This is a genomic window from Streptomyces sp. NPDC034043 (assembly GCF_055575675.1).
On sequence record NZ_JBVISF010000002.1, the window covers coordinates 593,702 to 606,804 of the forward strand.

Annotated in this window: 14 protein-coding genes; 11 read left to right on the forward strand and 3 right to left on the reverse strand. The window is 73.6% G+C overall.

From position 1 onward, the window contains the following. Window position 1: 1 nt before the first annotated feature. The 6 genes from ACZ51S_RS07350 to ACZ51S_RS07375 all read left to right on the forward strand — a co-directional run bounded on the left by ACZ51S_RS07350 (window position 2) and on the right by ACZ51S_RS07375 (window position 6,425). Window positions 2-721 carry a phosphonatase-like hydrolase gene (locus tag ACZ51S_RS07350; protein ID WP_468480140.1) on the forward strand — a complete coding sequence of 240 codons (720 nt, stop codon included), beginning with the start codon at window positions 2-4 and terminating at the stop codon, window positions 719-721. Beyond that, a complete protein-coding gene (locus ACZ51S_RS07355; RefSeq protein ID WP_468480141.1) occupies window positions 718-1,767 on the forward strand; it encodes an ABC transporter ATP-binding protein in 1,050 nt (349 codons plus the stop codon). The genes ACZ51S_RS07350 and ACZ51S_RS07355 overlap by 4 nt, the downstream gene beginning before the upstream one ends. Further along, window positions 1,760-2,683, forward strand: a complete 924-nt coding sequence (locus tag ACZ51S_RS07360; RefSeq protein WP_468480142.1) for a 2-aminoethylphosphonate ABC transporter permease subunit — start codon at window positions 1,760-1,762, stop codon at window positions 2,681-2,683. Before ACZ51S_RS07355 ends, ACZ51S_RS07360 begins: the two co-directional genes overlap by 8 nt. Next, window positions 2,670-3,467, forward strand: a complete 798-nt coding sequence (locus ACZ51S_RS07365; protein ID WP_468480143.1) for an ABC transporter permease — start codon at window positions 2,670-2,672, stop codon at window positions 3,465-3,467. The genes ACZ51S_RS07360 and ACZ51S_RS07365 overlap by 14 nt, the downstream gene beginning before the upstream one ends. Window positions 3,468-3,521: 54 nt before the next feature. Then, window positions 3,522-4,607 carry a 2-aminoethylphosphonate ABC transporter substrate-binding protein gene (locus tag ACZ51S_RS07370; RefSeq protein ID WP_468960040.1) on the forward strand — a complete coding sequence of 362 codons (1,086 nt, stop codon included), beginning with the start codon at window positions 3,522-3,524 and terminating at the stop codon, window positions 4,605-4,607. A gap of 222 nt (window positions 4,608-4,829) precedes the next feature. After that, window positions 4,830-6,425, forward strand: coding sequence for an alkaline phosphatase family protein (locus ACZ51S_RS07375; protein ID WP_468960043.1), 1,596 nt, complete (start codon window positions 4,830-4,832; stop codon window positions 6,423-6,425). 26 nt (window positions 6,426-6,451) lie between these two features. On the opposite strand, the gene ACZ51S_RS07380 is transcribed toward ACZ51S_RS07375, so the two are convergent. Both ACZ51S_RS07380 and ACZ51S_RS07385 read right to left on the reverse strand, forming a co-directional pair. Continuing rightward, the gene (locus ACZ51S_RS07380; protein WP_468480147.1) at window positions 6,452-6,877 is read right to left on the reverse strand and encodes a (2Fe-2S) ferredoxin domain-containing protein; all 426 of its coding nucleotides are present in this window, start codon (window positions 6,875-6,877) and stop codon (window positions 6,452-6,454) included. A gap of 9 nt (window positions 6,878-6,886) precedes the next feature. Continuing rightward, entirely contained in the window at window positions 6,887-7,939 is a 1,053-nt protein-coding gene (locus ACZ51S_RS07385; protein ID WP_468960045.1) for a bile acid:sodium symporter family protein, read from the reverse strand. A 124-nt stretch (window positions 7,940-8,063) separates the two neighbouring features. Between ACZ51S_RS07385 and ACZ51S_RS07390 the strand changes: the two genes are divergently transcribed. From ACZ51S_RS07390 to ACZ51S_RS07410, 5 genes are all read left to right on the forward strand, one after another. Further along, window positions 8,064-8,915: a LysR substrate-binding domain-containing protein gene (locus ACZ51S_RS07390; RefSeq protein ID WP_468802446.1), complete on the forward strand. Its 852-nt coding sequence runs from the start codon at window positions 8,064-8,066 to the stop codon at window positions 8,913-8,915. Window positions 8,916-9,135: 220 nt separating this feature from the next. Next, a complete protein-coding gene (locus ACZ51S_RS07395; protein ID WP_468960047.1) occupies window positions 9,136-10,986 on the forward strand; it encodes an AMP-dependent synthetase/ligase in 1,851 nt (616 codons plus the stop codon). A 55-nt stretch (window positions 10,987-11,041) separates the two neighbouring features. After that, window positions 11,042-11,125, forward strand: a complete 84-nt coding sequence (locus ACZ51S_RS07400; protein ID WP_468480152.1) for an ABC transporter ATP-binding protein C-terminal domain-containing protein — start codon at window positions 11,042-11,044, stop codon at window positions 11,123-11,125. 195 nt (window positions 11,126-11,320) lie between these two features. Further along, on the forward strand, window positions 11,321-12,163 hold the full coding sequence (locus ACZ51S_RS07405; RefSeq protein ID WP_468960049.1) for an aldo/keto reductase: 843 nt from the start codon (window positions 11,321-11,323) through the stop codon (window positions 12,161-12,163). A 7-nt stretch (window positions 12,164-12,170) separates the two neighbouring features. Next, window positions 12,171-12,596, forward strand: coding sequence for an RICIN domain-containing protein (locus ACZ51S_RS07410; protein ID WP_468802443.1), 426 nt, complete (start codon window positions 12,171-12,173; stop codon window positions 12,594-12,596). A gap of 26 nt (window positions 12,597-12,622) precedes the next feature. Here the strand turns inward: ACZ51S_RS07410 and ACZ51S_RS07415 are convergent, their stop codons facing one another. Further along, a complete protein-coding gene (locus ACZ51S_RS07415; protein WP_468479224.1) occupies window positions 12,623-12,928 on the reverse strand; it encodes a 4a-hydroxytetrahydrobiopterin dehydratase in 306 nt (101 codons plus the stop codon). Window positions 12,929-13,103 lie beyond the last annotated feature (175 nt).

Sequence of the window (13,103 nt, forward strand, 5' to 3'; positions counted from 1 at the left end):
CATGACCGAAACCCCCGCCGGCACGGGCCGCAGGCTGGTCGTCCTCGACATGGCCGGCACCACCGTCGCCGACGGCGGCCTCGTCGAGCGCGCCTTCGAGCACGCCGCCGCCCGCCTCGGCGTCGAACCGGGCACCCCCGCCCACGCCGAGAAGCTCCAGTACGTCCGCGACACCATGGGCGAGTCGAAGATCTCCGTCTTCCGCCACCTCTTCGGCACGGAGGAACGCGCCCGGCTCGCCAACTCCGCCTTCGAGGAGGCGTACGCGGAACTCGTCGACGGTGGCCTCGTCGCCCCGCTCCCCGGAGCCCGCGCCACCATCGAGCAGCTCCGCGCCGCCGGCCACACCGTCGCCCTGACCACCGGCTTCGCCCGCGTCACCCAGGACGCCATCCTCGACGCCCTCGGCTGGCAGGACCTCCCCGACCTCACCCTGTGCCCCGCCGACGCGGGCGGCCGCGGCCGCCCCTACCCGGACATGGTGCTGGCGGCGTTCCTGCGCACCGGCGCCGTGGCCGACGTACGCGAGACCGTCGTCGCCGGCGACACGGCGTACGACATGCTCAGCGGCCGCCGCGCCGGCGCCGGGACCGTCGCCGGAGTCCTCACCGGCGCCCACGACCGCGCCACGCTGACCGGGCACGGCGCGACCCACGTCCTCGGCTCCGTCGCCGGGCTCCCCGCCCTCCTCGGCCTGCCCGCCCCCGCGGAGTCCTCGTGAGCGGCATCCGTTTCGACTCCGTCTCGGTCGCCTACCACGGCACCACCGTCCTGGACCGTCTCGACCTGACCGTCGAGCCCGGCGAGGTCATGGCCCTCCTCGGCCCCTCCGGTTCCGGCAAGACCACGGCCCTGCGCGCGGTCGCCGGTTTCGTACGGCCCGCCTCCGGGCGGGTGCTGATCGGCGGCCGCGACGTCACCGCGCTCCCGCCGCACAAGCGCGGCATCGGGATGGTCGTCCAGCAGTACGCCCTCTTCCCGCACATGCGCGTCGAGGACAACGTCGCCTTCGGGCTCAGGGCGCGGAAGGCCCCCAAGGCCGAGATCCCCGGCCGCGTCGCCGAGGCCCTGGAGATGACGGGGATGGCCGCCTACGCCCGCCGCTACCCCCGCGAACTGTCCGGCGGACAGCAGCAGCGCGTGGCCATCGCCCGGGCCCTCGCCATCCGCCCCGGCGTCCTCCTGCTGGACGAGCCCCTCTCCGCCCTCGACGCCCAGCTGCGCTCCGGGATGCTGGCGGAACTGGCCCGGCTGCACCGCGAACTGCCCGGCGTCTCCATCCTGTACGTCACCCACGACCAGGTGGAAGCGCTGACCCTGGCCGACCGGATCGCCGTCATGGACCGGGCCCGCCTCCAGGACTGCGGCACCCCGCAGCAGCTGTACCGGGCGCCGCGCACCGAGTTCACGGCCTCCTTCGTCGGCAATGCCAACCTGCTGCCGGTGACGGTGGGCGACGGCGGCGCGGTCTTCGAGGGCCGCCCGCTGGCCCTCGACGCCGGGCGCGCGGCAGCGGGTTCCGCCGCCACCCTGTGCGTACGCCCGCACCTGCTCCGGCTCGGCGAGGGGCCGAACGCCCTGCGCGGCACGATCACCGAGGTGCAGTGGCGCGGCTCGACGCACCGGCTGTACGTGGACGTGGGCGGGCACCGGGTGAAGGCCGACCTGCCCGAGCTGAGGGAGACCCCGGCGCCGGGCGACGAGGTGACCCTGCACTTCGAGCCCCGCGACGCGGTGCTGCTGGCGGCGGGGGTGTCCGATGCCTGAGACCGCTCCGCCGCTGCCGGCCGCTCCCCCGCTGCCGGCCGCCCGGGCCGCCGCGGCCGTACCGGCGCCGGCGCCGGCCGCCTCCGGTCCGCGGCGCGCGACCCCGCGCGCGGTGTGGGCGCTGCCCCCGGTGGCGGTGCTCGCGCTGGTCTTCCTCTACCCCCTGGCGCTGGTCGTCCAGCAGTCCTTCACCCCCGACGACGGCGGCGGCCCCGTGGGCGCCTACTCCGCCGTCTTCGCCTCGAACGCCTTCCGCGAGGCCCTCGGCACCACCGTGTGGCTGGCGGTCGGCGCCACCGCCGGCTGCCTCCTCCTCGGCTTCACCCTCGCCCTGGTCATCGCCTTCGTGCCGTTCCCCGGGGCCAGGGCGGTCGCGAAGTTCATCGACGTCTTCCTCTCCTTCCCCTCCTTCCTCATCACCCTCGCCCTTCTCTTCATCTACGGCAGGGTGGGCATGGCCAACGGCGTCTGGACCGACGTCCTCGGCGTCGCCGACGGCCCCTTCCACTTCCTCACCACCCCGTGGGGCGTCCTCCTCGCGGAGATCACGTACTTCACCCCGTTCGTGATGCGCCCGCTGCTCGCCGCCTTCTCCCAGCTGGACACCGCTCAGCTGGAGGTCGCCGCGGGCCTGGGCGCCGGGCCCGCCCGGATCGTCCGGCAGGTGATCCTCCCCGAGGCGCTGCCCGCCCTGGCGGCCGGCGGCAGCCTCGTCCTGGTCATGTGCCTCAACGAGTTCGGGATCGTCCTGTTCACCGGCGCCAAGGACGTCACGACCCTGCCGATGCTCGTATACGGCAAGGCCATCCTCGAATCCGACTACGCGGCCGCCTGCGTGGTCGCCGTCGTCAACATCGCGATGTCCGTCGGCCTGTTCGGCCTCTACCGGGTGGTGGGCAAGCGTGCTGGTGCATAGCAAGGGCGGCCGCCGGGCCGCCTGGGGCCTGTTCGGCGTCCTCTTCCTGCCCCTCTTCGCGCTGCCCCTCCTCGTGGTGGTGGCCGCCTCCTTCGCCACCCACTGGTCCGGGGCCTTCCCCTCCGGCCCGACCACCGAGAACTACGCCGCCGCCGTCCGCGGTGAGTCCCTCGAGGCCCTGACCACCTCCCTGGTCACCGCCCTGGCCGCGAGCCTGCTCGCGCTCACCGTCGGCACCTGGGCCGCGCTGGCCGCCGCTTCCCTCGGCAGGCGGGGGAAGCGGTGCCTGGACGCCCTGTTCGTGCTGCCGGTCGCCGTGCCGTCCGTGGTCGTCGGCCTCGCCGTGCTCGTCGCCTTCAGCCGGCCGCCCGTCCTGCTCAACGGCACCGGCTCCATCGTCGTCCTGGCGCACACGGTTCTCGTCACCGCGTTCGCCTACCAGTCGGTTTCCGCCGCCATCGTCCGTCTCGACCCCGCGTACGAGCAGGCCGCGGCCTCCCTCGGCGCCCGTCCCCGCTACGTGCTGTGGCGGGTCCGGCTCCCGCTCCTGCTGCCGTCCCTCACCGCGGCCGCGGGACTCTGCTTCGCCCTGTCCATGGGCGAGCTGAGCGCCACGATGATGCTCTACCCCCCGGACTGGATGCCCCTCCCGGTCCGGATCTTCACCGCCACCGACCGCGGTTCGCTCTTCGGCGGCTCCGCCGTGGCCGTGGTCCTGATGGCCGCCACCCTCCTGGTGCTGCTGGCCGTCTCCCGCGTCCGCACCCGCGCCTCGTACCGCTGATCCCCCTCCGGCTCCTTCCGTCCCCGCAGATTCCTTTCCCCGTAAGGAAGTTCCATGACCGGCAAGATCGTCCTCCGTGCCGCCGCCCTCACCGGCGGCCTCGCCCTCGCCTCCTCCCTCACCGCCTGCGGCGGCTCCACCACGGCCGGCGGGCCCGGTGCCGGCGAGGGCGGCGGCGAGAAGGTGGTCACCGTCTACAGCGCCGACGGCCTCAAGGGCACCAAGGGCGACGGCTGGTACGACAAGGTCTTCGCCGACTTCACGAAGAGGACCGGCATCGAGGTCAAGTACGTCGAGGGCGGCTCCGGCGAGATGGTGCAGCGCGCCGTCCGCGAGAAGACCAACACCCAGGCCGACGTGCTGATCACGCTGCCCCCCTTCATCCAGCAGGCCGACGGCAAGGGGCTGCTCCAGGCGTACGCCCCGCAGGGCTCCGACAAGGTCAACGGGGCCGACAAGGCCGCCGACGGCAAGTGGACCTCCGTCGTCAACAACTACTTCGGCTTCGTCTACAACAAGAAGGAGCTCGGGCAGGCCCCCAGGACCTGGGAGGAACTGCTCGACGCCAAGTACAAGGGCAAGCTCCAGTACTCCACCCCCGGCGTCGCGGGCGACGGCACGGCCGTCCTCATCAAGTCGATGCACGACTTCGGCGGCAGGGAGCCGGCGATGGAGTACCTCAAGAAGCTCCAGGCCAACAACGTCGGCCCCTCCTCCTCCACCAGCAAGCTCGCGCCGAAGACCGACAAGGGCGAACTGCTCGTCGCCAACGGCGACGTCCAGATGAACTTCGCCCAGTCCAAGTCCATGCCCAACCTCGGCATCTGGTTCCCCGCCAAGGACGGCGGCAAGCCCACCACCTTCGCCCTGCCCTACGCCGCCGGCCTGCTCGCCAAGGCCCCGCACGCCGACAACGGCAGGAAGCTCCTCGACTTCATGCTCGGCGAGGAAGCGCAGAAGCAGGTCAGCGAGATCGGCGGCGGCTTCCCGGCGCGCTCCGACATCAAGCCGACCGACGCCAACGCCATCGAACTCACCAAGCTGATGACCGGCGTCGAGGTCTTCCAGCCGGACTGGTCCGACATCGACGAGAACCTCACCGCCCACGTCGACGCGTGGAAGTCCGCGACCGGAAGCTGAGCTTTAACCCCGCGGCCACCCACGGCCGCAATAGTCTCCTGTGCGTAACGGGTCTGGACCAAGGGCGCTCCCTCCGGTCCGGACCCTCCGCACGTCCCGGCCGGCCCCGCGGATCCCACAGGTCCCGAAGATCTCACAGGTCCCGCAGGTCCGGAAGGTCCCGCACGTCCGCACGCATCCGCTCGATCCGCCGCGCCTTCCCCGACGCTCCTGGAGGAGCACGTGTCCACTGTCCTGTCCGGACGCACCCTCGCCGTGGCCGCCACCACCGCCACGGCCCTGATCGCCACCAGCCTCGGCCTCGGCACCACGGCCGCCGCCACCCCCAACCCCACCGACCCGGCCAGGGCGGCGGCCGAGGCCGCGGCCAAGGCGGCCGCCTCCGCCCCCGCGGCGGCACTGGCCACCACCGACAAGGTCCTCGTCATCGGCCTCGACGGCGTGGTCCTCGACCGCGTCAAGGCGGCCAACGCCCCGCACCTCAAAGCCCTGATGGCCGAAGGCCTCACCGCGCGCAGCACCCTGTACGCGAACCCGATGGCCGCCACCTCCTCCGGCCCCGGATGGTCCACCATCGCCACCGGCGTCTGGCCTGACAAGCACGGGGTGAAGGACAACTCCTTCACCGGCAAGAACTACGGCGCCTACCCCGACTTCCTGACCCGCGCCGAGAACGCCAAGCCCTCCCTCAACACCTACGCGGCCGCCGACTGGGAGCCCATCACCTCCACCGACCAGAACGGCCCGATCTTCTCCGCCAAGGTCGACAAGCGGCTCTCCCTCAAGGGCGACCGCGACGGCTACGGCAACGAGGACCCGAAGATCGCCGCCGCGGCCGCCGCCGAACTCCGCGACCAGAACCCGGACGCCGCCTTCGTCTACCTCGGCCAGGTCGACGTCGCCGGCCACTCCTACGGCGCCGCGAGCCAGCAGTACCTCGACTCCATCGGCCGCGTCGACGCGCTGGTCGGCCAGCTGCTCACCGCCGTCAAGGCCCGCCCCTCCTACGCCCAGGAGAACTGGAAGATCCTGGTCACCACCGACCACGGCCACACCGACGGCGGCGGCCACGGCGGCTCCACCGTCCAGGAGCGCGGCACCTTCGTCATCGCCAAGGGCGCGGGCATCCCGGCCGGCTCCGTACGCGACGACGTACGCCTCACCGACGTCGCCGCGATCGCACTCGCCCAGGTCGGAGTCACCACGGCCGCCCTGGACGGCGTACCGCTGGACAGCCCCGACAGCGACCCCTTCGACACGCTGCGCCCCAACCTCCAGGGCCGCGTCGACGAGACCGGGATCCCCGCCGCCACCAAGGGCTTCACGCACACCCCGCCCGCCGGCTGGTCCGTCGACAACTCCAGGATGGGCACGGGCGGAGTCACCGAATGGGCCGGGTGGGCCTTCGCCACCGACGAGTTCTGGAGCCAGGCGCAGCGCGACCAGTGGCGCGAGCTGAACGTCCGCTCCCGCGACGTGTTCGCCGTCGCCGACTCCGACGAGTGGGACGACAAGGCGCACACCGGCGCCTTCGACTCCACCCTCGTCACCCCCAAGTGGGCGGTCGCCGGCGGCACCACGCGCACCCTGGCCTTCCGGACGCACTACCGCCACGAGGCCGGCCAGACCGCCCAGGTCCTCGTCTCGTACAACGGCGGCACCCCGGCGGTGGTGAAGACGTACACCGCCGACGCCGTCGCCAAGGCGGAGTCCCTCACCCTCCAGGTCCCGGCGGGCGCCACCGACGTCCAGGTCCGTTTCCGCTACAGCGGCAGCAACAACTGGTACTGGACCGTCGACGACGTCCGTCTCGGCTGAGGAGCACCGTCCGGGGCCGGCGCCGCCTATCGGCGCCGGCCCCTGCGCGGGGATGCGGCCGGCTTCGGCTCCGGGGGGTCGATGCGGTGCAGGTCGAGGGTGGCCGGGAGCGGGGTGCTGCCGGGGCCGCCGGACGCGGCCCAGGCGATGATCTCGTCCGTCGCGGTGTCGTCCAGGGCCCAGCCGAACCAGACGGCCCGCGCGCCACGGCGGCGGGCCTCCGTCGTGGGCTGGACCACGATCACGTTGGCCTGGGCGCAGGGCCCGAGGCAGTCGCTCGTACGGACCGCGAGGCGCCCGCCGGACGCGGCGGCGGCCTCCCGCAGCCGGGCGAGCTGTCCGGCGTGGTCGGAGCCGGGGTTCTTGCGGGGGTCTCCGCAGCAACAGCCGCGGCAGACCACGAGGGTGCAGGGGCGCGGGGCGGTGGCGGCGAGCGGGCGTATCCAGGTCACCGACGCACGCTACCGGCCCTGTCCGGCGGGGGGTTGGACCTCGGGCGAGACCTCCACCACACGTCGAGCGTCGGGCTGGTCCTGGTGGAGCGCCTCGGGGTCCCGGGCGCGGCGGCGGGCCAGGACCGCGCAGACCATCAGCTGCATCTGGTGGAACAGCATCAGCGGCAGCACCGCGAGGGAGGCCTGCGCACCGAACAGGACGCTGGCCATGGGGAGTCCGGCGGCGAGGCTCTTGTTCGACCCGGCGAACTGGATGGCGACGCGGTCCGCGCGGCCGAAGCCGAGGCGGGGAGCCCCATACCAGGTGGCGAGGAGCATGACGGCGAGCAGTACGGCCTCCACGGCGATCAGCGCGCCGAGGCGCGGGAGGCCGACCCGCTGCCAGACCCCGGCGGTCACGCCCGCGCTGAAGGCCGCGTAGACGACGAGCAGGATGGAGCCGCGGTCGACGTAGCCGAGCACCTTCTTGTTGCGGGCCAGGAAGCCGCCCACCCAGCGGCGCAGGCCCTGGCCGAGGAGGAAGGGCAGCAGCAGCTGGAGGGCGATCCGCAGGAGGGAGTCGGGGGAGAAGCCGCCCGCGTCCTTGCCGAGGAGGGCGGCGGCGAGCAGCGGGGTGAGGAGGATGCCGGCGAGGGAGGAGAAGGAGCCGGCGCAGATCGCGGCGGGGACGTTGCCCCGGGCGATCGAGGTGAAGGCGATGGAGGACTGGATGGTCGAGGGGACCAGGCAGAGGAAGAGCAGGCCGTTGTGGAGCGGCTGGGTGAGCAGGCCGGGCACGAGGAGGCGGGTGGCCAGGCCCAGCAGCGGGAAGAGCACGAAGGTGCAGGCCAGGACGGTGAGGTGGAGCCGCCAGTGGCGCAGGCCGTCGAGGGCCTCACGGGTGGACAGGCGGGCCCCGTAGAGGAAGAACAGCAGGGCCACGGCGGCGGTGGAGGCGCCGCCGGCGAGGGCGGCGCCGGTACCCCGGGCGGGGAGCAGCGCGGCGAGGCCCACGGTGGCGAGCAGGGCCAGTACGTACGGGTCCAGGGGCAGCCAGGCGGGGAGACGGGGGCGTCGCATGGGGTGCTCACTCGCTGTCGTGCGGGGTCGGAACGGGGGTACGGCCCATCGTGGCGGGTCGGTGGTCATCGGGAAACACGCACACCGCTCTGACTGTCATCACGGAACGCAATAGGCTGGGGTCATGTACGACCCGGTCCAGCTGCGCACGTTCCTCACGGTGGCCCAGACGCTGAGCTTCACGCAGGCGGCGGGCCGGCTCGGGGTGCGCCAGTCCACGGTCAGCCAGCACGTGCGGCGACTGGAGGAGGCCACGGGGCGCCCGCTGTTCGTGCGGGACACGCACAGCGTCGGCCTGACGGAGGACGGCGAGGCGCTGCTGGGCTTCGCGCGGACCATCCTGGAGGCGCACGAGCGGGCGGCGGCCTTCTTCACGGGGACCCGGCTGCGCGGACGGCTGCGGTTCGGGGCGTCGGAGGACTTCGTGCTGACCCGGCTGCCGGAGATCCTGGAGGGCTTCCGGCACGAGCACCCGGAGGTGGACCTGGAGCTGTCGGTGGAGCTGTCGGGGACGCTGCACGAGCGGCTGGACGCGGGGCGCCTGGACCTGGTGCTGGCGAAGCGGCGCGGGCCGGGGGACGAGCGGGGGCGGCTGGTGTGGCGGGACCGGATGGTGTGGATCGGGGCCGAGGGGCTGCGGGTGGACCCGGAGCGTCCGGTGCCGCTGATCGTGTTCCCGCCGCCGGGGATCACCCGGGCGCGAGCCCTGGAGGTGCTGGAGCGGGACGGGCGGGCCTGGCGGATCGCCTGTACGAGCGGCAGCCTCAGCGGCCTGATCGCGGCGGCCCGTGCCGGGCTGGGGGTGATGGCGCACACCCGGGGGCTGATCCCGCCGGGGCTGGTGCGGGTGGGCGGGCTGCCGGAGCTGGGGCCGGTGGAGTTCGCCCTGCTCCAGGGGCGGCGCCGGACGCCGGCGGCGGAGGCTCTGGCGGCCGCGGTGCTGGCGGGCGGCGACCGCCTGAGCCGGCCGGCGTAGCGGCCGTCCGGGCGGGCCCCCCCGGGGGCGGGGGCGGCGTCCCGCGGTGGGGGACGGGCGGGTCGGCCCGGATCACCCGTCCGGGGGACGTACGGGCGGCTGCGCCGCAGGTGGCGGGGCATGGGACGACGGGGGGATCTTGTGGAAGTTTCCCCGGGGGTGCCGGGCGGGGGTGCGGGTGGGGTAGCGTCTCGGCGCCCTGCACGCAGAGGAGCGGAACGTGCGCGAGTTCACCGTCCCACCCCTGGTCACCGGCGCGACGGCCGGAGGCCTCGCCGACACCGTCTTCCAGCGTGCCGGGCGGGACCCGGACCATGTGGTGCTCGGGTGCAAGGCGGACGGCGTCTGGCGGGACGTGACCGCCCGCCGGCTGGCCGGGGAGGTCCTCGCGCTCGCCAAGGGGCTGCTGGCGCAGGGGGTCCGTTTCGGTGACCGGGTCGCCGTGATGTCCCGTACCCGCTACGAGTGGACGCTGTTCGACTTCGCGCTGTGGGCGATCGGGGCGCAGCCGGTGCCCGTGTACCCGACGTCGTCGGCGGAGCAAGTGCACTGGATCCTGTACGACTCCGCGTGCACGGCGTGTCTGGTGGAGAACGAGGACCAGGCGATGACGGTCGGGTCGGTGATCGAGCGGCTGCCGGGGCTGCGGCTGCTGTGGCAGCTGGACGCGGGGGCGGTGGACGAACTGGTGGCGGCCGGCCGGGGGGTGGCCGAGGACGTGGTGCACCGCCACCGCGGGGCGGTGACCCCGGACGCCGTCGCGACCGTCATCTACACCTCGGGGACCACGGGCCGGCCGAAGGGCTGCGTACTCACCCACGGCAACTTCATGTTCGAGGCCGACACGCTGGTGGAGCGGTGGGAGCCGGTCTTCCGGGCCGGGCCGGACGGGCGGCAGCCGTCGACGCTGCTCTTCCTGCCGCTGGCCCACGTGTTCGGGCGGATGGTGGAGGTGGCCGCCGTACGGGCCGGGGTGAAGCTGGGGCACCAGCCGGCGGTGGCCGCCGCCGAACTCCTGCCGGATCTCGCCGCCTTCAGACCGACCTTCGTGCTGGGGGTCCCGTACGTCTTCGAGAAGATCTTCGCGGCGGCGCGGCGCAGGGCGGAGGCGGAGGGGCGCGGGGGGCCCTTCGACCGGGCGGTGGAGACGGCCGTGCGGTACGCGCGGGCGCGGGAGGAGAAGGCGTTCAGGAGCGGTCCGGGGCCTTCGGCGGCGCTGCGGATGGAGCACCGGGTCTTCGAGAGGCTGGTGTACGGGAAGCTCCGCGAGGCCCTCGGGGGCAGGCTGCGGTACGCGATGTCGGGTGGTTCGGCGATGCCGCGCCGGCTGGGGCTGTTCTTCGACGGGGCCGGGATCACGGTCTTCGAGGGGTACGGGCTGACGGAGTCCTGCGCGGCGGCGACCGCCAATCCGCCGGGGGCGGTCAAGTACGGGACGGTGGGCCCGCCGATCCCGGGCACCACGGTCCACATCGCCGACGACGGGGAGGTGTGGCTGCGCGGCGGTCACGTCTTCTCGGGGTACCTGGGCGATCCGCGGTCCACGGCGGAGGTGCTGCGCGACGGCTGGCTGGCGACCGGCGACCTGGGCCGGCTGGACGAGGACGGGTACCTGATCATCACCGGGCGCAAGAAGGAGATCCTGGTGACCTCCAACGGCAAGAGCGTGGCGCCGGCGGCCCTGGAGGAGCGGGTGCGTTCGCATCCGCTGGTGTCGCAGTGCGTCCTGGTCGGCAACGACCGGCCGTTCGTCGCCGCGCTGGTGACCCTGGACATGGAGGGGGTCGCGCACTGGCTGTCCGTGCGCAAGCTGCCCCAGCGGACGGCCGAGCAGGTGGCGGACGACCCGGAGCTGACGGCGGAGGTCCGGCGCGCGGTGGTGGCCGCCAACACCCTGGTCTCGCAGGCCGAGGGGATCCGCGTCTTCCGGGTGCTGGCCGAGCAGTTCACGGAGGAGCGCGGACTGCTGACGCCTTCGCTGAAGCTGAAGCGGGGGGCCATCGAGAAGGCGTACGCGCGGGAGGTCGCGGCCCTGTACCCGTCACAGGCACCGTCGGGCAGAGGGATCTGACGCTCCCGCCCGGTCAGCACCTCCAGCCGCGACGCCGGGAGCGCGGGAGCGGGACCTGGGCTCCGTCCTCGCCGAGGGCACCCCGGCCGAGGTGCGGGCGGACCCGCGGGTGCGGGAGGCGTACCTGGGGACGGCGTAGGGGCGCGCGCCGGGATCCCGCCGTCGGCCCCGTCGCCGGCACCGGGCACCCGCCGGACCCCGGGACCGCCGCGCCCCGGACGTGGCGGACGGGCGGCGGGAATAGGCTGGGCGCGGGGCCTGTTGCCGCCCGGCGTACGCCGTGGCACGGCGCGGCCGCACCGCACCGCACCACCGACCCGAGGGAACGACCGACGTGAACCAGGTGCCCGCCGTCCGGCTCAACAACGGCACATCCATGCCCCAGCTCGGCTACGGCGTCTGGCAGGTGCCGGACTCCGAGGCCCAGAAGGCCGTCGCCACCGCGCTGGAGGCCGGCTACCGCAGCGTCGACACGGCGGCGGCGTACGGCAACGAGCGGGGCACCGGCAAGGCCCTCGCCGCCTCGGGGATCCCGCGCGAGGAACTGTTCGTCACCACCAAGCTGTGGAACGGCTCCCGGCACCGGTGGGGCCGGGACGAGACGCTGCGCGCCTTCGAAGACTCGCTCGGCAAGCTGCGCCTGGACCACGTCGACCTGTACTTGATCCACTGGCCGCGCCCGATGCGCGACGACTTCGTGACCATCTGGAAGACCTTCGAGGAGATCGCGGCGAGCGGCCGGGCCCGGGCGGTCGGCGTGTCGAACTTCCGTGCGGAGGACCTGGAGCGGCTGCGGGCCGAGAGCCCGCTGGTCCCGGCGGTGAACCAGATCGAGCTGCACCCGCTGTTCCCGCAGGCCGAGATGCGCGCCCTGCACGCCTCCCTGGGCATCGCCACCGAGGCCTGGTCCCCGCTCGGCCAGGGCAAGGAGCTCCTCGGTCTGCCGGCGGTGGCCTCGGTCGCCGCCCGGCACGGCCGCAGCGCCGCGCAGGTGGTGCTGCGCTGGCACCTCCAGCTGGGCAACGTCGTGATCCCGAAGTCGGTGACCCCGGCCCGGATCCGCGAGAACCTGGACGTCTTCGGCTTCGAGCTGGACGCCGACGACCTGGCGGCGCTGGACGCGCTGGGGGCGGACGGGCACCGGATCGGGCCGGATCCGGCCGTCTTCGACAACTGAGGCGCGCGTGAACCTTCCTGACGGGATCTACCGGATCCGCAACGTGGACAGCGGGCTGGTGCTCCAGCTCGAGGGTGCCTCCCGGGTACGGGTGGGCCCCGACGGGCCGCCCGCCCCGGCGGCGGCCCGGCGGTGGCGGATCTCCGCCGTGCACAGCGGCGGCGGGGTCTTCCACGTGGTGAGCGAGGACAACGGCCGGCGCCTGGACGTAGCGAACGCCTCGGCCGAGAGCGGAGCCCGCGTACAGGTCTGGCGCGCCAACGCCTTCGGCGCGCAGGAGTGGCTCGTGGAGGAGCACCTGGACGATCCGGGGGTGGTGTCCCTGATCGCGTGCATCAGCGGGCTGCCGCTGGAGGCCGACGGCGACGGCCGGACCCGGCAGGGCGAGGACACCGACTCGCCCTCCCAGTGGTGGCGGCTGGAACCCGTCTGACGTGCGGCGGGGGGCGTGGGGCGGCGTCAGCTCGCGCCGTGGGCCGGGGCGAGGGCCTCGACGCGTTCGGCGAGGCCGAAGTCCTTCTCCGTGACCACGCCTCCGGCGTCGTGACTGTTCACCGAGAGGCGGACGGTGTTGTAGCCGAGGGTGAGCTCGGAGTGGTGGTTGAGTTCGTCCTGGACCACGGCGACGTGGACGACGAGGGCGGTGGCGGCCCGGTGCGTGTCCACGCGGTACGTGCGCTCGATCCGGTCGTCCTCGAAGGTCCAGCCGGGGAGTTCCCGGAGCCGGTCCTCGATCTCCTTCTGCGAAAGCGGCTCGCTCGGCATCCGCTGTCTCCTTCCCGGTCGTCCTGGCCGTGCTCCTGTGATGTGCAGTCAGTTTTCCACGGCGCGCGCCGTGGTGAACCTTTCCCGCCATAGTGCGCCCGGGTGCTTCCGTACGCTTCCGCGCCCCGGCCGGCCGCCCTATGCTCCAGCGCCGGACCAAGCATTACCACCGGTA

Bases quoted from the DNA above. Each gene is read 5' to 3' on its own strand.
- ACZ51S_RS07360 (WP_468480142.1), top strand. From the start codon at position 1,760: ATGCCTGAGACCGCTCCGCCGCTGCCGGCCGCTCCCCCGCTGCCGGCC.
- ACZ51S_RS07390 (WP_468802446.1), top strand. From the start codon at position 8,064: ATGTACGACCCGGTCCAGCTGCGCACGTTCCTCACGGTGGCCCAGACG.
- ACZ51S_RS07415 (WP_468479224.1), bottom strand. From the start codon at position 12,928: ATGCCGAGCGAGCCGCTTTCGCAGAAGGAGATCGAGGACCGGCTCCGG.
- ACZ51S_RS07350 (WP_468480140.1), top strand. From the start codon at position 2: ATGACCGAAACCCCCGCCGGCACGGGCCGCAGGCTGGTCGTCCTCGAC.
- ACZ51S_RS07370 (WP_468960040.1), top strand. From the start codon at position 3,522: ATGACCGGCAAGATCGTCCTCCGTGCCGCCGCCCTCACCGGCGGCCTC.
- ACZ51S_RS07385 (WP_468960045.1), bottom strand. From the start codon at position 7,939: ATGCGACGCCCCCGTCTCCCCGCCTGGCTGCCCCTGGACCCGTACGTA.